Below are 19,457 nucleotides of genomic sequence, written 5' to 3'. Positions count from 1 at the left end.
TGATTAAAAGAGAATTAATTAATTTTTGATTAAGTTTTTATTTTTATAATGTCGCCCTTGTATTGTAAAAAATACATTTACTTTGTGTTAAATCCAGCACAATATCCACAAACAAAAAAGGAAAAAAAAATGAGAAAGATTCTATACTCAAGCGTGGTTTTAGGGCTTGTAGCGACAAGTGCAAGTGCCTTTGACTACAAGGTAAGCGGCTCGGCGGAAAGCTTCACAAAATGGGGCTTTAACAATCAAAAGCTCAATCAAGCTACGGGTGCAGCTCCTACTGAAAGCTTTACGACAATCTTTTCACAGCTTAATCTCAATCTTGACTTAGGTGCAGGATTCAAGGCTGGATTTGGTGGGGCTATCGGTGGCTTGGCTTTTGACTCCACAGATGGAAAAGATCCAAATCAGCCTTTTAGTGCGGTGCGTAACGCGTATTATGGCGTTTCTTGGGATAGAGGCAAAGTGCAAAACTATATGTTTCAAAATGCCTTTGTAGAATATGATAATAACACATTCTATGTCAAAGCTGGTCGTTATGAATCTGGCAAGGTTGGCGAGTGGTTTAGCGGATACAATCAAGGTGCAGAAGCTGCCCTTAATATCAGTGCATTAAAAGTATGGGGCTTTCTCTCAAACCGCCGTGCATTTGCATATGATCAATGGTTTAATGACTTCTACCGCGTTCACGGACAGTATAATGACAGCATTGCTACGCGAAACACCTATGCAGCCGGGCTTGATTTGAACTTTGGCGGACTGACTATCGGTGCGTTCTCTTACTTTACACCGGGCGTTTATACTGCACCGGGTGCAAATGTAACCTTCAAGTCAAATCCAAGCTTTGAAGGACAAGGATTCAACGCTACGACAAAAATCCGCTTCCTTGCACCGATTGCTGATGAAAACAAAGCTTTTACACAAGGTTCTGCAAATAGAGATTGGGGCGAAATCGGTAAATACTCCTACACACTCTACATTGACCAACGCTTTGATGTAGATAAGCTCTTCTTTGGTGTGGGCTATTATCAAAACTTTGGCAATGCTAATGAGCTTATCGGGCGTTGGGGGAATCCTATCGGTATAGATATTTGGACAGCTGGAGCGTATGATATAGGCAATGCGTTAAATGATATTATAGGTAGAAATGCCGTAACGGGCTTTGGATACCTTGGGGCGAACTATGGTAGCTTTGATTGGAAGTTTATCGGGCGTGGGACAAACAGCCCAAGAAGTGCGGAGCAAAGCGTAGCATTGCTTCTTAACTATCAAATTAGAGAGGACATTGCCATTGGTGGTAAGCTAGAGTGGTTTAGCGATACCACAAAAGCGGGATACACACCGATTGTGTGGGGCGATAGTGCAGGAACAAAGCTTAAAGAAAAACGCACAGATGATAGAAGCCACGCATTCTTCTATATCCGCCATACTTTCTAATATCTTTGCAGTTAGTCTAAGGGCTAACTGCCCCTTGATGTCTTAATTTCTCCACAACTTCTTAAAAACTCACAAACTTTATGCTACAATGCACCCCCACAAACACAAAAAAGGATACAAATGAAAGAACATACCACACAAGAAAATAGCGTAGAATCTACACAAATAGAATCTACAAAGCAAGATTCTACCCTTGAGATAAAGCAAGATTCAAAAAAAGCAAAGCAAAGCTCAAAACAAAAACCAAAAAATGTGGAGCAGGATTCAAAAGAGCTTCATTCAAATAAAATAGAGCAAGATTTAGCCCATAATACAGATACGGAGATAGAGCATTCCCACACTCTGCAAGATAAGCTCAAAATGAGATTCCTAGCGGATAAGGCACGATTTATTACCGCCTTTATCCTTATTGGAATCTTAGCCCTTGTGCTGATTATAGATTCTCCACTGCTTACTTGCGTGGTGCTTGGAGTGTTGTGCCTTGTAGGTGTGCAAGAATCTTTGAGCTTATACAAGCTAGAATCTGCCCCGCATTATTATATTTTTACCTTTTTTATTTGGGTATTAGCCTATATCAATGAACGCGTTGTAGAATCGGCTTTTATCGTGCTTGTGATGTATGCGTCATTTTTAGCCTATTCTAAAAAAATCTCGCCTAAAACAATGCTACCTTTTATCTATCCTATCATTCCATTTTTGAGTATTTATGCCCTATATAAAGACGCTGGGGGAGCTGGAATCTGGGTGATTGTGTGGCTTATTGTCATCGTGGCATTTACTGATACAGGTGCGTATTTTGGCGGTAAAGCCTTTGGCAAAACGCCCTTTTGTGAAACTTCGCCTAAAAAAACCATAGAAGGCGTGATTTGTGGTGTGGTGTGTGGCGTGATATTTGGCTCAATTGTGGGGATTGGCACTTGTGGGAGCTTTTTATACTCTATGATGATTACTTTTGTTGTCTCAATCGCGTCCGTCTTTGGCGATTTGTTTGAAAGCTATTTAAAACGCGAAGCTGGGGTAAAGGATAGTGGCTCCTTGCTCCCCGGACACGGCGGTGTGCTTGATAGACTTGATGCGGTGCTTTTTGGTGCGGTGGTAATGCACTTTTTGCTGTATTTTCTGCCCGGTTATAGAGAAATGGCGATAGTGTTGTAAGAAGCTTATGATACTCCTTGGCAGCACAGGAAGCATAGGCACAAACACGCTTGAAGTCGCAAAGGCTTTTGACTACACAATAGAATCTCTATGTGCTGGGAAAAATATCGCCCTTTTAAATCAGCAAATCCATACTTTTAAACCAAAAAATGTCTGCATTGCTGATAAGGCGGATTCTCATAAGCTCATCGCTGGGAATTACAAGCTATTTTTTGGGGAGAGTGGAATCTTGGAGCTTATAGAGCATTCAAAATCCCCCCTTGTTGTGAATGCCTTAGTAGGCTTTGCAGGATTAAGACCAAGTCTAAAAGCGTTAGAATGTGGCAAGAAACTCGCCCTTGCGAATAAAGAAAGCCTTGTCAATGCGGGTTGGCTTTTTAGGAATGCTCATCTCACGCCCATTGATAGCGAACATTTTAGCCTATGGTATCTCTCTCACACTCGCCCTATTGCAAAGCTCTATATCACCGCAAGTGGTGGGGCATTCCGCAATTATCCGCTAGATTCTATCCCCACAGCCTCCATAGCAGACGCACTCAAACACCCAAATTGGCAAATGGGGCATAAAATCACCATAGATTCCGCCACTATGGCAAATAAGCTTTTTGAAATTTTAGAGGCAAGGTGGCTTTTTGATACAAATAATATTAATGCCTTTATAGAATCTAGCTCCACAGCCCACGCCCTTGTAGGTTTTAAAGATGGTAGCCTTACGATGCACTTAAGCCACCCTGATATGAAGCTCCCCATTGCCTATGCCCTAGATTCTACTCTCGCCCCACTCACGCCCTTTGTCCCAGAGCTTGACCCTTTATCATTGCATTTAGAGTTTAAACCCATTTGTGAAAAAAGGTATCCGCTTTGGGCGTTAAAGAGTAAGATTCTAAGCACACCACAAAAAGGCATTGTTTTAAATGCAAGTAATGAAGTGGCGGTGAATGCGTTTTTGCAAAACAAAATCAATTTTGGCAAAATAAGTGAGCTAGTATTGAAGCTTATGAATGACTTTGCAAGTTTTGATTTTACAAGCTTAAAGGATATAGAATCTATTAGTGATTTAGATTCTAAAGTCAGGGCAAAATCACAAGAGTGGATAAATACAAACAAATAGCAATACCACAATAAAGGAGTATTATGCAAGATTTTGTGATAGATTCTAAACTTTTAGCTATGAAAGAGCTAGGAGAGCATTTCCGCCATAGTCTGCATAAAATCCCTGAAGTCTCCGGGGCAGAATACAAAACAAGTGCGTTTTGTCAAGATGTGCTAAAAAAGGCGGGGTTTAAAATCACCACATTTGAAGGCTACACGGGCTTTTTAGCGGATTTGGATAAAGATTGTAATCTCCCACGCATTGCTATCCGTGCGGATATGGACGCCCTAGAGATGAATGACTTAACCAACAACGAGCATACTTCCACACACAAGGGCTTGGCACATAACTGCGGACACGATTTACATATGGCAATCGCCCTTTTGAGTGCGTGTTTTATTATTCAACATAAAGAAAAGCTCTCCTGCAATGTCCGCTTTATCTTTCAAATGGCAGAGGAAAAAGCCCATATCCCAGGGGCTAATAAAATGGTGGAACTTGGCTGTATGGAGGGTGTAGATGAAGTGTATGCCCTGCATAATGACGCCTCGCTAGAATATGGCAGTGTGAAAATCAATAATGGTATTATGAGTTCTTTTGGCACGATTTGGAATCTTAGCATTCAAGGCAGAGCCGCCCATAGCTCCACACCACACAAGGGCTTAGATGCGATTTATGAAGGGGCTAGAATCCTAATGGATATGGAGCATATCATCGCTAAAAAGACAGATCCATTTTCACCAGCGGTGTTTTCTTGCGGTATGTTTCAAGGCGGGTCTATCCCCAATGGCATTGCAGAATCTGCCTTGCTTAAAGGCACAATTCGTGCTATGGATAAGGAGACTAACGAGATTTTAAAAAATGCGTTTAAAGACATAGAGGAGCAAAGTGCATTGCGGGGCTTTAAGACGCGGTTTAGCTATGATGGGTATCCGGCGATTTTTAATCACGCTGCGTGTGTGCAACGCCTTGTAGAATCTGCACAAAAGGTGCTAAAAAATCATAATATGCTTTTTCAATCCTGTGAGCCGATGAGTGCAAGTGAGGACTTTAGCTATATGATAGAAGCGTGCAGGGATAAAAAGGGGGCGATGTATTTTCTAGGCAGTGGGAATGCAAAAAAGGGCATTTGTAACTATCTGCATTCAAATCCCTACTATGTGGAGGATAAAGCCATTCTTGTGGGCGCACAAATATGGATAAATCTCATTTTGAGCTTTGGCAAATAGGCTTTGTGTGGGCTTTGGAGTAATTGCGGAGATGATATTGCTTGTTATCCTTGGAGGCGTTGCTTTACTCTATGTGATTTTGCCCTTACTTGTGCTTTTGATACTCTATTTTCTTATTTCTAAACTTAATAGGCATTATTTCAAGGCTGGGCAAAAGTGTTTAGATTCTACTCATTTAGCACAAAGAAGCCAAATGCCCCTGCATATTAGAATCTTTGGCACAAAGCTATGGGCTAAGAGTGAAACAATCGCCTATTGTTTGGTGCTAGAATGTGCTTTGGCGATTATGCTTTTTAGCCTAGATTCTATGCTAAGGGTGCAGTGGCATAGTGGCTATGAGCGGTATAAGGAGCTTTGCCAAATTGCTGAGGGACAATTGGATTTCCCCTTGCAAGATTCTCCGCAAAAATACAGCCAAATTTTTAAGTTGAAACATCTCTTTTACTCCACGCAGTTTAATAGGTTAGATGAAAATGAAAAAGAAGCCCTTTACTTAGGACAATTTCAGTTTAGCCCAAAAACAATAACGGAGAAGGAGTTTTTAAGCTATCTTGACCCAAATAAGCCAACATACCCACCTAAGGGCAATCCAACATTATACAGCTGGGAATTTACAGGCGGTGAAAGTGAGCAAGAAGCAGAATCTAGCGTGTTACAAAGGCTTTCATTTGGAAGTTCTCACATTTCTTATACGCTTTATGTCTCATCACATTCGCCAAATATAACAAGTATGCAGGATATTAAGACAATGCGTTTTGGTGTAAAGTGGGAGTATAGGACTTTGCTTCACACTTATTTTGTAGGCATTTTAAGCAATGCTAACAAAGGTGTGCAAAGCTGTGGTGACATATTTTGATAGCAAAAGCATTGTAGATTCAATGACACAAAGCAACCTGCCACAAGCAGCGTATTTTAAAGCTAGAATCTAGCGTGTTTTACGCTTATCTATCGCAATAAAAACAACTCAAGCCAGAATTTTAAGGGGACTTCTAAGGCAGAAGGCGGATTCTAAAGTAGATTCTAAGGGGTGGGGGGGGTTAAGGTGGTTTCTAAGGGAGTTTGTAAAGTAGATTCTGCGGATTTGTTTCATTTTTACCCACACTTCTCTTGCCTTACTCTTTTATTTATTTTGTTTATAAAATAAAAATAATTCTCATATTTTTTATTTAACTTTAAATTTAGAATCTTATACTTCCACTCCATAAATCTACAAAAAGGTTTATATACCACACTATAAAGGAAATATGATGAAAAAGTATCTCTTGTTTTTTGCCGCATTGAGTAGCATTACACAATATGCTTTTAGTGATGATTTTAATTCTCAAAATGAAGCCCAAAAAGAAGCTCAAAAAAAAGTTAAGCTTGATACTTCCATAGTCAAAGCCACGATGATGAATTCCAAGCTTGATGAGCTAAACCGCAATGTGTATGAGATAGATAAAGAGAGTATCGCAGACAAAGGCTATCGCTCAACTGAAGATATTTTCCGCTACACGCCTTTTGTGGGGCTAAGTAATGTGGGCTTAGGAAGTAACCTTGACTTACGCGGACAGGGCAATCGTGCTAACACCTCCGTGCAGGTGCTGATAAATGGAATCTACTCCAATATGCTAGATTCTAGCCACGGCGTTACTCCGCTTAATACCCTATCCCCCTCAAGTATAGAATCTATTGAGATTCTGCCCGGTGGCGGGGCAGTGATGTATGGGAATGGCACACGCGGCGGAGTAGTCAATATCATCACGCAAAGGCGGTATGAAGAGCCATTTTTCACAGCGGGGTTAAGCTATGGCAACACAATAGCTTCAACTGGACATAGCTACAATGCCGATGCGAAGTTTGGCACAAAACTTGGAGATAGGACTTATATTTCACTCGGTGCGGCATATATTAATCGTGGCGGACCTAGAAGTGGAGATAAAACAAGTGGCGCACAAGCAAATATGGGACTCATATATGATATTTCACAGGGGGGGGGGCATAGCTTAAGCTTTGATGTGGATTATTTTAATGGCATTATCCGCACAAGCCCGAATAATTCCTTTATGGATATTAAAAACCCAAGCAAAGATGATAGGAAAACGCCCGGCAATGGCAGTTTGCATAACACACAGCAACGCCTTGATGTGAGTCTTGGCTACAAGGGTGAGCTAAGCGAAAACTCAAAGCTTGATGTAAAAGCTTTCTATCATCTCAATCGTATCAACTATGTAGATTCTCTTACAAGGCTAAGTTCATTTAGCTATATGAATATGGTGCTTAACAATGCTTCAGCAGATCAAAGTGGCTCTCTCTTTGATGATCAAAAAGCTGGAATCACCGCAAAATACGATCTCAAACACACAAATGGGCTTTTTATCCTAGGAGCAGAATCTATTTGGAATCGTGGCAAACGCACGATGGATCAAATGATTGATTGGAGCGGAAATGTGTCAATGAATCCGGGTGGGCAGACAGTTACAGGCTACAAGCATAGAATCCTTGTGCCATTTGTTGGCACAAAATGGAGCAATGCCCTTTATACCTTAGAAAAATACGACTTTAGCAAAAGCTTCTCGCTCACAGGCGGGGCGAGATATGAATACGCATATTATGATATAGATGTGAGCTATTTTAATGATATGACAATCACAATGACTAATAGTAGTATGCCATCAAAATACACAACCCTAGGCTCACTCACAGACTCACTTCATAACTACGCCCTAGAGCTAACGCCAAGCTATCGCTATTCAGATTCTGGAAATCTTTATGCCAAATATGAGCGGGGCTACTTCTCCCCTAGCCCAAATTCTATGCTTAGACGCAATGGCAGCGGAAACAGGGCTTCCTACACCGCCACAAATCTCAAAAAAGAAACCTATGATACCTTTGAGCTAGGCATAAAAGACTTTTTGGGAGATTCTGTAATGCTGAGTGCAAGTGCGTTCTACACATTGACAAATAATGAATTTTACACGCAGGGTAACGCCCACTCTGTCAGCGGTGTAACTTATGGTAACTATGACAAAACACAGCGTGTAGGCTTAGAGCTATTCTCCGAGCAGTATCTTTTTGGCGGAGCGTTAGCTTTAAGTGAAAGCTTTAGCTATGTAGATGCGAAAATCTTACAAAACAATGGCTCAAATGTCAGCAATCTCAAAATACCATATGTGAGTAACTACAAAGCCACAATCGGTGCAAATATCGCTCTTAATAGAATCTTTAGCATTTGGACAAATAATACATTTTTTGGCACAAGCTATGACATTACGCAAGAAAAGATAAAGCCTTATAGTCTTACAGACATCGGGCTAAATGCGAGGTTTAGCAATCTCTCTTTGAGTGCTGGGGTGAGAAATGTCTTTGATACTTTCTATTATAGCTACTATAACCACGACTCTAGCGATCAAATTGCAGGATATGCTTTCCTTATCGGGCAGGGGCGGAGTGCATTTATTGAAGGGCGATATACATTTTAAGGCTTTAGTAGAAACTAGATTCTACTAAAATTCCACAACGCCGACTGCGGAAGTATCTTGCGATGATTTTGCGGGTTGTCAAAGTGGAGGCGAAGGGAGTGGCTCAAACGCATACAGTTGCGAAGCAACAAATCCATACTTGCAAAATGACCGAGCCGACACTGCAGACTCCCGCAAAAGCGCACAAGAGACAACGCAGAATCTAGATTCTACGAAAGAAAACCTTGAAAGTGTTGCAGGGCGGATTCTATATCAATATGGCAATAGCCATTTGGATTTTTCTCTAAATATTTTTGATGATAGCTTTCTGCTTCATAGAAGTTAGCTAAAGGCAGAATCTCTGTAACCGCCTTGCGATTCTGAATTTGCTCCCATTTTTTGAGACACTCTCTTATCACACACCCACTCTTAGAATCCACATAATACACGCCGTTGCGATACTGTGTGCCTCTGTCATTACCTTGATAATTTAACGCACAAGGATCAATAATGGATAAAAACCGCTCTATAATCTCACGCAGGGGCAGAGCAGATTCATCATACTCTAGCTTCAAAGTCTCTACCGCCCCACTTGCCCCACTGCATACAAGATCATAGCTTGGATTAGCGATCTTGGAATTTGCATAGCCCACGCTAGAATCTAGCACACCTTTAAGCCTATCAAAATAGCCCTGCATTCCCCAAAAGCAACCACCAGCAAGATAAATCACCGCCATTTTTGCCCTTTCACACAATGAAATTATTTGAAATGTTAAGTATTTGAGATAAAATCCTACTTACATTGTTTGCACAAAGCACAAACAGGTTCAAAGGATTTTCATTGCAACACATATCAAAAGACACACGACAAGACACATTACAACCCACGCAAAAAGCCCTATTGCGTTCTATCCCTAAAGTTGATACGCTTCTAGCCCACGCTGATTTACAAGACTTTGATAAAGCCTTTATTCTGCCCCTAATCTATGAGTATTTACAAACTTTGCGAGATTCTATCTCGCAAGGAAAAAGCCCAAATACAGATTTAAACACACACGCTAAAACGATAAAAGCTAAAGCCCTGCAAGCTCAAGCCCCCACAATGCAAAGTGTGATAAACGCCACAGGAGTGGTGATTCACACAAACCTTGGACGCAGTGTCTTTTCACAAGAGATTATGGAGCAAATCACCCCACTACTCACCGCCTACAACACGCTAGAATACGATTTGCACAAGGGTAAAAGGGGGGAGCGATATATCCACGCTACACAGATTCTAGCTCAAATGTTTGGCGTAGAATCCGCCCTGCTAGTGAATAACAACGCCGCAAGCGTGCTTTTAATCCTAAATACCTTTGCTAAGGATAAAGAAGTCATCATCTCGCGTGGGGAGCTTGTAGAGATAGGTGGGAGCTTTAGAATCCCAGAAGTGATGAAAAGTGCTTCAAGTATTTTACGCGAAGTGGGCGCGACAAATAAGACGCATTTACGCGATTATGAAAACGCCATAAATGAAAAAACAGCGATGATTATGAAAGCCCACCAAAGTAATTTTAAGCAAGTTGGCTTTACCAAAGACTGCCATATAAAAGAGCTTATCACTTTAGCTAAAAAGCATAATCTTATTGATTATTTTGACTTAGGCAGCGGACATTGTGGAATCTTAAGCCTACAAGATGAGCCAAGTGTGAGTGAAATTTGTAAATACAAACCATCACTGCTTAGCTTCAGTGGCGATAAGCTCTTTGGCGGTCCCCAGCTTGGCATTATCCTTGGCAAAAAGGAGCTTATAGAACAGCTCAAAGCTAATCAGCTTTTACGCGCCTTAAGGGTGGATAAGTTTAGCATTCTTGCCCTTATTGCCACGCTCCAAGCCTACAAAGACAAAGCCCATCACAAAATCCCAACCCTTAATATGCTTTTAATCCCGCTAGAAAAGCTAGAATCTAGGGCAAAAGTTTTACAAAGCCTGATTACACAATCTCGCATTAGCCAACAAGTGCAAGTGGAAGTCTTAATGCTTTCTTCACTTGCAGGGGGCGGGAGTGTGCCGCATATTGAGTTTGAATCTTGGGGAGTGAGTTTGCAAAGCAAGATTCTAAATGCCAAAGCGTTTGAAGAAAAATTGCGTTTGCAAGGGCTTATCACCTGCATACAAAAAGATAAAATCCTGCTAGATATGCGGACTTTACTGCCACACGATGAAGAAAAGATTGTGATGATTTTAGAATCTGTTTTGGGGCAAAGCAATGACTAAGCAGCCCATAGAGCAAAATCACAATGACATTCACAACGATATTATAGTGGGACTTGCTGGGCATATAGACCACGGCAAAACCACGCTTATAAAAGCTTTGAATGGCTTTGATGGCGATAGCTTAGAGCAGGAAAAGCAAAGGGGCATTACGCTGGATTTGAGCTTTTCAAACCTTGAGTTTAACTCCCGCAATGTCGCTTTCATTGATGTCCCCGGACATAGCAAGTTAGTAAAAAATATGATTGCTGGGGTATTTGGCATTGATGTGCTTTTGCTTGTAGTTGCGGCAAATGAAGGCATTATGCCTCAAAGCAAGGAGCATATACATATCGCAAACTTGCTAGGGGCAAAAAGCTGTATTTGCGTGATAACTAAAATTGATAAGCTTGAAAATAAGCAAAAAGACTTAGCAGACTTAGAATCTACAATCAAAGATTTTTTCAAGCCCCTTGATATGAGCTTAGATTCTATCTTTGCTTTGAGCTTATGTCCCACGCCTAGCACACAAGAGATTGAAAATTTAAAACAAAGGTTAGAATCTATCCCCAAACCGCCAAAAGATGACTATGGAGTTTTTTTGTATTACATAGATAGGAGCTTTGCTATTCAAGGAGCGGGTTGCGTGGTAACAGGCAGTGTGCTAAGTGGGGAATGCCATATTGATGAAAAGCTCTATATTTACAACAAAGCCAAGGAAGTGAGCCTAAAAAGCATTCAAGTGCATAAGCAAAAAGCACTCAAAGCCTATCCCTCACAACGCGTTGCACTCAATCTATCCGCGATAAGTCATAATGAGCTAAAACGAGGCTATCTCATCTCAAAGAAGGGCTTTTTGCGTGGGTTTGATAGCATTGATGTGGGGATTTTTGGGGAAGTTAGGCACAACGCCACTTATACACTCCATATCGGTAGCTTTAAACTCAAGGCTAAAGTTTGTGTGCTTACCACGCATAAAGATTCAAAAATTGCGGATTCAAAGTTTGTGGATTCAAACGCCACAAATTCAACAAATATGGATTCAAAAGTTATAGTTTCACACGCCTTTGGTAAAGCCCCGCTTACCCTTGCTACACTCAAAACCGATACCCCCATTTTTGGAATCTACTCCCAACGCTTTATCTTACGCAATGATAATGACACGCTTTGTGGTGGCATAATCTTAAACCCCATTGCCGATCCTATCAAAAAACACACTCGTTTAATCCTTTTAGAATCCCTAGCAAAAAAAGACTTCAAACAAAGCTTTTATCTCTTAACGCAGATTCACAAAAAGGGCTTTGGGCTTGTCAGCTCCACACAGCGATTTTGCCTAAGCCACGCTCAAAGCCTAGAGATTGCTAAAACTTTAAATCTTTTCCTTGATGAAAAAGCCCTAACACTCTATCCACTCTCCCAAGTAGAGACACTCAAAACCCATATTTTAGAGATTTTCTCACGCAATAAAAACGCCCTTATATCCGCTCAAAGCTTAAATAATAAGCTCAAATGGGCGTCCCTTGCCCTGTGTCAAAGGGCATTAGATGAGCTTTTAAAAGAAGGGCAGATAAAAAATCAAAATGGTTTATATCTCTCTCAATGGTGTCAAATACAAAATATCCACACTTACGCAGAGCAAAGCATTTTAGAATCTTTAGCAAGTCAGGGCTACGCACCCCTAGCACCCTATAATCTCTATGAAGAGCTAGAGATTGATAGGAGTCTAGGCGATAATGCCCTAAAAGCCCTAACTCACGCTCAAAAAGTCGTGCGTATCACGCATAATCTTTTTATCACCACAACCGCCCTGCAAAAAATTGTGAGCTTAATGCGTGAGATTTTACAGACAAATGGCTACATTGATGTAAATCTGTTACGAAACCACACACACTTAAGCCGAAAATACCTTATCGCGTATTTAGAATACCTTGATAAATTTGATGACATTGTGTGTAAGGATAATAAACGCAGTTTAAAATACGCCCCACAAAACCGAGCCTACAAAGATTCTAGTAAAGATTCCAACCAACCAAAAGGATAACAATGAAACAAGAAAAAGAAATCCGCCTTGATTTTTTAGCCAACTTCCCACAAAATCACAAAGCAAATGCCTTGCTTCATTCACAAAATGTCCCTAATCCAAACACGCTTGATAGTGCCTATCTTTCACAACTAAGCCAAGATTCTAAAAACCTTGCCTCACTTTTTTCTAAAACCCACGCCCATAGCTTCAACTACACAAGCAGTGATTTTTTTACACTTTTTTCCATTTTGCAAACACATCATTTTCACATAGTCCTTAGCGTTAGTTTGCATCAGCAAAGCCTTTATGCCGCGAAAGTCAGCAAAGGCATTAAGCTTATCTCCCCAAACCAACAAGGCGTTATACAGAGCATTCCGCCACTGCCAAATGAAAGGAATCTTGCTTTTTTCCTGCCCTTTGTCAATCAAGATATTTTGACTACAAATCCCATTGAATCCTTGCTTGAAGTGATTTTACACACTTATCCAAATGCGTTTATTTTCCTTGATATTTCACTCCTTGCAAGTGTGCTAGATTCTACACAACTCAAGCGTTTAAGCACACTTAGCCACCCGCAGATTCTATTCTTATGCAATGCTGAAAACATAGGTTTATCCCGCCCTAGCGGTTTTATCCTAAGTAGTTTTAATAAGCTAGAAAACAATCATATTTTAGATGAGTTTTTTCAGCTCCAGCTCCTGCGTCCTAATCTCTACAAAGCCGCATATATCGCCCTGCAAGATATACTTCAAAGCCTAAAGCCCAAAGATAGCAAAAACGAGTTTTACACAAAGCTCAAAAATCTTTTGGGCGAAAATCTCTCCCTTTTTGCCCCATTAGAATCTACCCTGCCAAATGCCCTGCCTCTGCGATTTTCCCATATCAAAGCACGGCTTCTCTTGCAGGCTTTGAGTGTGGAGGGCATTTTTGCCATTAATGGACAGGATTGCTTATTTGGTAATGCCAAACCATCTTTTGTGCTTGCTTCTCAAGGCTATGATGAGCCAAGCACACGGGAGCTTTTAAGCATAAGCTATAATGATGAAATAAAGCTAGATTCTATTACACAACGCCTAAGCAATGCGTATTTGCAGCTTACACAATTTTGAATCTTGCACAATTTTGAATCCCACATCATTTAAAAAGGAGTAAAAATGATAAGTTTCACTCAAGCCCTAAAGCTTGGCACTACCCTACCACGCACAAATCGCACACATAAAATCAAGCTTTTTAACGCTTATAATGCCATTTTAAGTCAAGATATTTTCGCTTCTAGGGCGATTCCAGCGTTTGATAATTCCGCAATGGACGGCTATGCGATTTTACTGCAAGATTATGATAAAACTTGTATCAATCGCGGCAAGATTCTAGCCGGGGATAATAGCACGCACATCACGCTGACACAAGGGGAAACCTACAAAGTGATGACAGGCTCAATGCTCCCGCAAAATACCCAAGCGGTTATCCAAATAGAAATGGCACAAGAGCAACAAGGCAAAGTCAGCTTCCCCAGCCTAAAACAGCCCTTGCATCAAGGGCTAAATATCCGCTACAAAGGCGAAGAGATACAAGCAGATTCACTTCTTTTACGCAAGGGAAAAAGGCTCAATCACCTTGATTTAAGTATCCTTGCTTCACAAGGCATAAGCGAGACAGAAAGCTTTGTGCCGCTCAAAATTGGAATCTTTTCAAGTGGCGATGAAGTCATTGAGCCACACCAACACGCTAAAGCGTATCAAATCTACAACACAAACGCCACAAGCCTTTATACACTTTTAGCTTCTCGTGGCTTTGCGTGTAGCTATCAAGGGATTTTACAAGATGACAAACTTGCTTTGCATAAGAAAATAGAATCTTTTCAAAGCTTTGATGTCGTCATTACAAGCGGTGGGGCGAGTGTAGGCGATGCGGATTTGATTAAACAAGCCTTACTTGAGCTTGGGGCGAAATTTATATTTGATGGAGTAAATGTCAAGCCCGGACGACATCTTGGCTTGGCTACTTTGGGAGATACTATCATTATTTTGCTACCGGGCAATCCCTTAGCCCTACTTTTACATACACATACTTTAATTCTGCCGATTTTAGAATCTTTACAAGGGGGCAGTGCCTTTTATCCAAAAGCTTTTACTTTTGAGCTAGATTCAGATTTAAATCTTAAGGCGAATACCACTTCAGCCCTGCTAGGCATAATAGAATCTTCTCGCTTCCTGCCCTATAACAACGGCAAAATCGGCTCAAGCTCCCTTGCTACAATGTGGAAAAACAATGCCATTGCCCTTTTTGATAATCCTAGCCAAAAACCTATGAGCTACGCAAAGGGCAGTGCGATTAAGGTAATTATGTATAATGCCGATTTTTGTGATATAATGGATTTTTTCAATGATTAAAACCCCAAATTAAAACTTCAAAGGAGTGAATATGACAAAGCTATTGTTTGGAGTGAGCGACACACAAGAATGCAGGAGAGCTATTCAAACTATTATCCGCTTTTTTGGCAATAGAGATGAGATTGAGCTGACACTGCTTCACGTGAATCCTGAAATCATCGTTTATGCGGAAAGTGGGATTGTGGATTATGGCACGATTGAAAATATTGAGAATGAAAAGTCAAATGCAATGCTTGATGAGTTTGAAACGGAGTTTAATAAACAAGGCATTACTTGCCAAAAGATTCTAAAAACCGGTAATCCCGTTGATGTCGTGCTAGAAATCATCAATGAGTATGATTTGCTTGTGATTGGTGCGAGTGAATCTTCACTTTTACACAGAATCTTTAACTCTCATCAAAACAGCTTTATTAATTCTTCGCCTATTCCTGTTTTGGTGGCAAAATAAGTCAAAATTAAAATGAATCAAAATCAAAATCAAATTTCAAAATAAGGTGTAGCTTTATGAAAAGACTCTTTGGGTTTATCCTACTTAGTAGCTTATTTGTAAGCCAGCTTTGTGCCTTGGAATTTGGCTCAATGGGCAATACTTCTGCGGCAATGGGCGGAGCAGGGGTAGCACTCAAGCACTCCGCTTGGGGGCTATACTACAATCCCGCCCTTTTAAGCTCCGATCCAAAAGTCAAGCTTGGCTACTCGCTTGGCGTAGGCTTAAGAGAACAGAATCTTGCTAAACTCACCACTATTGATATAAATAATATGACCGACACCGCAGAGCGACTTATAGCGACTTTCACAAATGCTGGAGCAGGTGGTGTGCCAAGTGCTGGGGTTATAACAGATGTTATAAAAGAAGGATTGCAAACAGCTCTTGGCGGGCAGGGCACAGGTGATGTCCAGAAAGATTTAGAAAACTATTTGCAACAACACCCCGATGGCAATTATGGCAGTTTGATTCAAGGAATCTTAGGGGCAGTCAATCAAAACCAAAATATCTCGCAGGATCAAAAAGATTTGCTTGATAATATCGTGGGAAATATTGATTATGGGAATCTTGACTTTAGCAATGGTGGTGGTAGTGGAGCGATCAAAGATGCGTTGCAAAATATCACCATAAATAAAGGTGGTGATAAAGGCTTAGATAAAGCCGTAGAAGACATTAGCTCAATGCAGGAGATTTTAAAGGATAATAATCTTAATATCGTTAGCCAAAATGGCGTGATTTTACAAATCTCAAGCAAAACGATGAATGAAAAGCTAGGTTCTTTGGGCGTGGCGTATTTCGCTTCAGCCTATTCTAGTATGTCTATCAACGCAGATTCTAGTAAAATGCGACTTATCATCAATAGTGGCAATAGCTACTACGAGCTTGTAGATAATGGCGGGAGCTTTAGCTTCAAGGCTTCTAGTAAGGCTGATTATGATAAATACTCGCTTATTGCTTCACTAGAGGGCAATAGCGATGCACACAAGCTTGTTACCACCGCCCTTATGCTCTCTGAAGTGCCAATCGGCTATGCAAGGACATTCTACCTTAAGCACGGCAACTTGAATCTTGGCATAACCGGTAAGCTAATGAATGCCATCAGCACACAAAAGCAGATTAATATCAATAAAAATACAGATTTTCAAAAGGAGCTTACAAGCCTTGCTTCACTTGAAAATACTATTTCATCAAATAATTTTGGCGTAGATGTAGGGGTGCTTTATGAGCTTGATTTGCCGGAGTTTCGCTATCTCACGATTGGGCTTGTGGCTAAGAATCTAAACTCCCCTACTTTTGAATCAAGTCTCAATAATATCACCATTAAGCCGCAATATCGTATGGGGCTAGGCTACAACTCTAAGTTTTTAAATGTCGCCTTTGACGCGGATTTAACTCCAAATGACTTACTTGCTTTTAGCAATGTCAAACAACAAAGCCAAATGATCGGTGGAGGCATGGGCTTTGATCTTAAGGTTGTAGATTTAAGGCTAGGTGCGATGAAAGACTTGCGACAAGATACCGGGCTTATTCTTACAGGTGGGCTAAATGTGCTAGGATTCCTAGATATTGCCTTGCAAGTAAGCACAAAGACCACTAAGCTTGATGGCACACCCATTCCGCAATACATTAACCTCCGCCTAGGCGGCAGCTTTAGCTTCTAAAATGCAAAAGCTCCCTATAAGCGTTACAATTTTAGTCAAAAATGCTCAAAGTACTTTTAGCGAGTGCTTATCGGCATTAGTGGATTTTGATGAAGTGATTGTGCTTGATAATGGCAGTGATGATGGCACACTTGATATTGCGAAAAATTTTGCTAATGTCAAAATCTATCAAAGCGAGTTCATCGGCTTTGGTGCATTAAAAAATCTCGCCATAAGCTATGCTACGCACGAGTGGATTTTGAGTGTAGATTCTGATGAGATTTTAGAATCTAGCACTTTAGAGCAGATACGCTTAGCCCTAAGCTCTATGCAGCCCCACCACATTTACGCTATGCCACGCAAAAATCTCTACAATGGCGAGTGGATAAAGGCGTGTGGGTGGTATCCCGACTATGTATGGCGACTTTTTAATAAAACTTTCACACGCTTTAATGACAACATCATACACGAGAGTGTTATACTGCCCAAAAATGCCAAGCTTATTAAACTTACAAGTGGATTGAAGCATTATGCTGCCCCTAATATGGAATCCATCATCGCAAAAATGAATCGTTACACAAGCTATTCTGCGGAGCAAAAACACAGGCATAAGAAAAAAGCTAGTATGCTGGGGGCTATTGCAAGATTCTGGCTGACTTTTTTTAAAGATTATTTTTTGCGTGGAGGGATTAAATATGGATACAAGGGCTTTATCATTGCACTTTTAAACGCTAGTGGTGCGTTTTTCCGCTATGCGAAACTCTATGAGCTAGATAAACAAGATAAAAAATGAAGCTTTTCATCATTCTCAAAGATATTGCAGAATCTGGCGGGGGCGAGAGAGTGTGTGTCAATCTCTCTAATGCGTTTAGTGAGATAGGCTTTGAAGTGAGTGTTATTAGCTTTTTTAGATTCCAAGATGAAATCCCTTTTACATTACATAAAAATATCAATGTCCGCTTTCTATCACATACCACACCAAAGAGTAAAAACCCATTTAAAAAGCTTTTTAATAAAAGCATTTATCGATATATCTTAAGCAAAAAAGTAGATACAATCGCACAGCAAGAAAAGCCTGATATTGTCCTAGCAAATGATGGCTGGTATATCCCAAAGGCTAAACTAGATTCTATACAATATATCCGCCTATGGCATCTAAACGCACCAAAAAAGATAGATAAAAGAAAGCAAAAGATATTTAATCTCTTTGATACCTTAGTCGTGCTTTCATCTCGTGAATTAAACAAATGGCAAGGCTATCATAAAAATGTTAAAGTAATCCCAAACTTTCTGCCTTTTATCTCACAAAAAAACACAGATTCTAATCAACATAGAATCATATCCGTTGGGCGTATGGATAGGGGTGATCAAAAAGGCTTTTTAAGGCTTATAGATATTTGGGAAAAGGTGCAAGAGAGAATAAAAGCTATATATTGTCATACTGAGCAAAGCGAAGTATCTAACACAGAATCTAAAAAAGATATTTCGTGCTTACGCACTCAATATGACAAGATAACAATTCAAAATGACAGCCACGAAACAACCTTAGATTCTAAGCGACTTAGTGCGGAGGCAGTTTGCGATGATTTTAAGAGTTGTGAAGCCTTGAGTGCAAGGGGTTTATTAAACATAAATGACGAAGCACGAAAGGCAAACTCTCTTAAAAGGGCGGAAACTGCAACGCACAAAAAAGACTTAGGATCTTGGAAGCTCATTATTGTCGGCGATGGAGTAATGAAAGAACAAATCCAAGCAAAGATTCTAGAAAAAAACCTACAAGACACCATTATCCTAAAACCTTTTACAAAAGATATAGAATCTGAATATCTAAACGCAAGTATTTATGCGATGACTAGCCATTTTGAGGGCTTTGGTATGGTGCTTGTGGAGGCTAGCTCTTATGCCTTACCTTGTATTGCTTTTGATATTGCTGCGGGTCCAAGCGATATTATAGAATCTCACACAAGCGGTTATCTTATAGAAGATAATGACTTACAAGACTACGCAGACAAACTTATAGACTTAATGAGTGATAAAGACAAAAGAGAATCTATGGGACTACAAGCAAAGCAAAGAGTCAAAGAGAGATTCTCAAAAGAAGCTATTATGCCTTTATGGGAAGAAGTATTTAGGGCATAATCAAGTCTTTATCATAATCTTTTCTTCCATTCTCATTGCCAACTATTCTAGGGCGATTCCCTGCAAAATCATCACTTATTAAACTCCGCTTGGATTCAAAGCCCTGCATATCAATTCCTGCAATATCAAGTAAGGTATGGATTAAATCATCGCTCATATAGCGTTGATTCTGTGCTTTTTGCAATCGCTTA

15 protein-coding genes and 1 pseudogene are annotated in these 19,457 nt (G+C 40.4%); 14 read left to right on the top strand and 2 right to left on the bottom strand.

What is annotated here, in order from left to right; translation table 11 throughout:
• The first annotated feature begins 129 nt into the window (after window positions 1-129).
• The 6 genes from LS74_RS07350 to LS74_RS07325 all read left to right on the top strand — a co-directional run bounded on the left by LS74_RS07350 (window position 130) and on the right by LS74_RS07325 (window position 8,375).
• A complete protein-coding gene (locus tag LS74_RS07350) occupies window positions 130-1,437 on the top strand; it encodes an outer membrane family protein (protein ID WP_034587775.1) in 1,308 nt (435 codons plus the stop codon).
• Between the two features lie 120 nt (window positions 1,438-1,557).
• On the top strand, window positions 1,558-2,592 hold the full coding sequence (locus LS74_RS07345) for a phosphatidate cytidylyltransferase (RefSeq protein WP_034587777.1): 1,035 nt from the start codon (window positions 1,558-1,560) through the stop codon (window positions 2,590-2,592).
• 7 nt (window positions 2,593-2,599) lie between these two features.
• Window positions 2,600-3,703, top strand: coding sequence for a 1-deoxy-D-xylulose-5-phosphate reductoisomerase (dxr, locus tag LS74_RS07340; RefSeq protein ID WP_034587779.1), 1,104 nt, complete (start codon window positions 2,600-2,602; stop codon window positions 3,701-3,703).
• 23 nt (window positions 3,704-3,726) lie between these two features.
• Complete coding sequence (locus LS74_RS07335; RefSeq protein WP_034587783.1) at window positions 3,727-4,914, top strand: M20 metallopeptidase family protein; 1,188 nt, start codon at window positions 3,727-3,729, stop codon at window positions 4,912-4,914.
• Between the two features lie 7 nt (window positions 4,915-4,921).
• Window positions 4,922-5,770 carry a hypothetical protein gene (locus LS74_RS07330; RefSeq protein ID WP_236096861.1) on the top strand — a complete coding sequence of 283 codons (849 nt, stop codon included), beginning with the start codon at window positions 4,922-4,924 and terminating at the stop codon, window positions 5,768-5,770.
• A gap of 391 nt (window positions 5,771-6,161) precedes the next feature.
• A complete protein-coding gene (locus tag LS74_RS07325) occupies window positions 6,162-8,375 on the top strand; it encodes a TonB-dependent receptor (protein WP_138128965.1) in 2,214 nt (737 codons plus the stop codon).
• A gap of 209 nt (window positions 8,376-8,584) precedes the next feature.
• On the opposite strand, the gene msrA is transcribed toward LS74_RS07325, so the two are convergent.
• Window positions 8,585-9,091 (bottom strand): peptide-methionine (S)-S-oxide reductase MsrA, encoded by a 507-nt coding sequence (msrA, locus tag LS74_RS07315; protein WP_034587423.1) that lies wholly within the window; start codon window positions 9,089-9,091, stop codon window positions 8,585-8,587.
• A gap of 104 nt (window positions 9,092-9,195) precedes the next feature.
• Here msrA and selA point away from each other — a divergent pair, with 104 nt between their 5' ends.
• From selA to LS74_RS07275, 8 genes are read left to right on the top strand one after another with little or no spacing between them, the layout of a single operon-like run.
• A complete protein-coding gene (gene selA, locus LS74_RS07310; RefSeq protein ID WP_034587421.1) occupies window positions 9,196-10,611 on the top strand; it encodes an L-seryl-tRNA(Sec) selenium transferase in 1,416 nt (471 codons plus the stop codon).
• Entirely contained in the window at window positions 10,604-12,628 is a 2,025-nt protein-coding gene (gene selB, locus LS74_RS07305; RefSeq protein ID WP_034587419.1) for a selenocysteine-specific translation elongation factor, read from the top strand. Before selA ends, selB begins: the two co-directional genes overlap by 8 nt.
• A gap of 2 nt (window positions 12,629-12,630) precedes the next feature.
• Window positions 12,631-13,719, top strand: a complete 1,089-nt coding sequence (locus LS74_RS07300) for a cysteine desulfurase (protein ID WP_034587416.1) — start codon at window positions 12,631-12,633, stop codon at window positions 13,717-13,719.
• Window positions 13,720-13,764: 45 nt separating this feature from the next.
• Window positions 13,765-15,000, top strand: a complete 1,236-nt coding sequence (locus tag LS74_RS07295; protein WP_034587413.1) for a molybdopterin molybdotransferase MoeA — start codon at window positions 13,765-13,767, stop codon at window positions 14,998-15,000.
• A gap of 31 nt (window positions 15,001-15,031) precedes the next feature.
• Entirely contained in the window at window positions 15,032-15,448 is a 417-nt protein-coding gene (locus LS74_RS07290) for a universal stress protein (RefSeq protein WP_002955572.1), read from the top strand.
• Window positions 15,449-15,504: 56 nt separating this feature from the next.
• On the top strand, window positions 15,505-17,148 hold the full coding sequence (traF, locus tag LS74_RS07285; protein ID WP_034587411.1) for a conjugal transfer protein TraF: 1,644 nt from the start codon (window positions 15,505-15,507) through the stop codon (window positions 17,146-17,148).
• 1 nt (window position 17,149) lies between these two features.
• Window positions 17,150-17,920, top strand: a complete 771-nt coding sequence (locus LS74_RS07280; RefSeq protein ID WP_034587409.1) for a glycosyltransferase family 2 protein — start codon at window positions 17,150-17,152, stop codon at window positions 17,918-17,920.
• Complete coding sequence (locus LS74_RS07275; RefSeq protein ID WP_138128961.1) at window positions 17,917-19,266, top strand: glycosyltransferase family 4 protein; 1,350 nt, start codon at window positions 17,917-17,919, stop codon at window positions 19,264-19,266. The genes LS74_RS07280 and LS74_RS07275 overlap by 4 nt, the downstream gene beginning before the upstream one ends.
• Here LS74_RS07275 and LS74_RS07270 read toward each other — a convergent pair.
• Window positions 19,256-19,457: pseudogene (locus tag LS74_RS07270) on the bottom strand (phosphoethanolamine transferase CptA); the annotation flags it as partial. The gene LS74_RS07275 and the pseudogene LS74_RS07270 overlap by 11 nt on opposite strands.

The sequence above is a fragment of the Helicobacter magdeburgensis genome, from assembly GCF_000765825.2.
Lineage (GTDB): Bacteria > Campylobacterota > Campylobacteria > Campylobacterales > Helicobacteraceae > Helicobacter_C > Helicobacter_C magdeburgensis.
The sequence above is the reverse complement of the archived record's forward strand: the minus strand, read 5'-3'. Positions and strand labels throughout refer to the sequence as shown.

Coding starts and splice junctions, on each gene's coding strand:
- LS74_RS07350 (WP_034587775.1), top strand. CDS start 130: ATGAGAAAGATTCTATACTCAAGCGTGGTTTTAGGGCTTGTAGCGACA.
- LS74_RS07345 (WP_034587777.1), top strand. CDS start 1,558: ATGAAAGAACATACCACACAAGAAAATAGCGTAGAATCTACACAAATA.
- dxr (WP_034587779.1), top strand. CDS start 2,600: ATGATACTCCTTGGCAGCACAGGAAGCATAGGCACAAACACGCTTGAA.
- LS74_RS07335 (WP_034587783.1), top strand. CDS start 3,727: ATGCAAGATTTTGTGATAGATTCTAAACTTTTAGCTATGAAAGAGCTA.
- LS74_RS07325 (WP_138128965.1), top strand. CDS start 6,162: ATGAAAAAGTATCTCTTGTTTTTTGCCGCATTGAGTAGCATTACACAA.
- msrA (WP_034587423.1), bottom strand. CDS start 9,091: ATGGCGGTGATTTATCTTGCTGGTGGTTGCTTTTGGGGAATGCAGGGC.
- selB (WP_034587419.1), top strand. CDS start 10,604: ATGACTAAGCAGCCCATAGAGCAAAATCACAATGACATTCACAACGAT.
- LS74_RS07300 (WP_034587416.1), top strand. CDS start 12,631: ATGAAACAAGAAAAAGAAATCCGCCTTGATTTTTTAGCCAACTTCCCA.
- LS74_RS07295 (WP_034587413.1), top strand. CDS start 13,765: ATGATAAGTTTCACTCAAGCCCTAAAGCTTGGCACTACCCTACCACGC.
- LS74_RS07290 (WP_002955572.1), top strand. CDS start 15,032: ATGACAAAGCTATTGTTTGGAGTGAGCGACACACAAGAATGCAGGAGA.
- traF (WP_034587411.1), top strand. CDS start 15,505: ATGAAAAGACTCTTTGGGTTTATCCTACTTAGTAGCTTATTTGTAAGC.
- LS74_RS07280 (WP_034587409.1), top strand. CDS start 17,150: ATGCAAAAGCTCCCTATAAGCGTTACAATTTTAGTCAAAAATGCTCAA.
- LS74_RS07275 (WP_138128961.1), top strand. CDS start 17,917: ATGAAGCTTTTCATCATTCTCAAAGATATTGCAGAATCTGGCGGGGGC.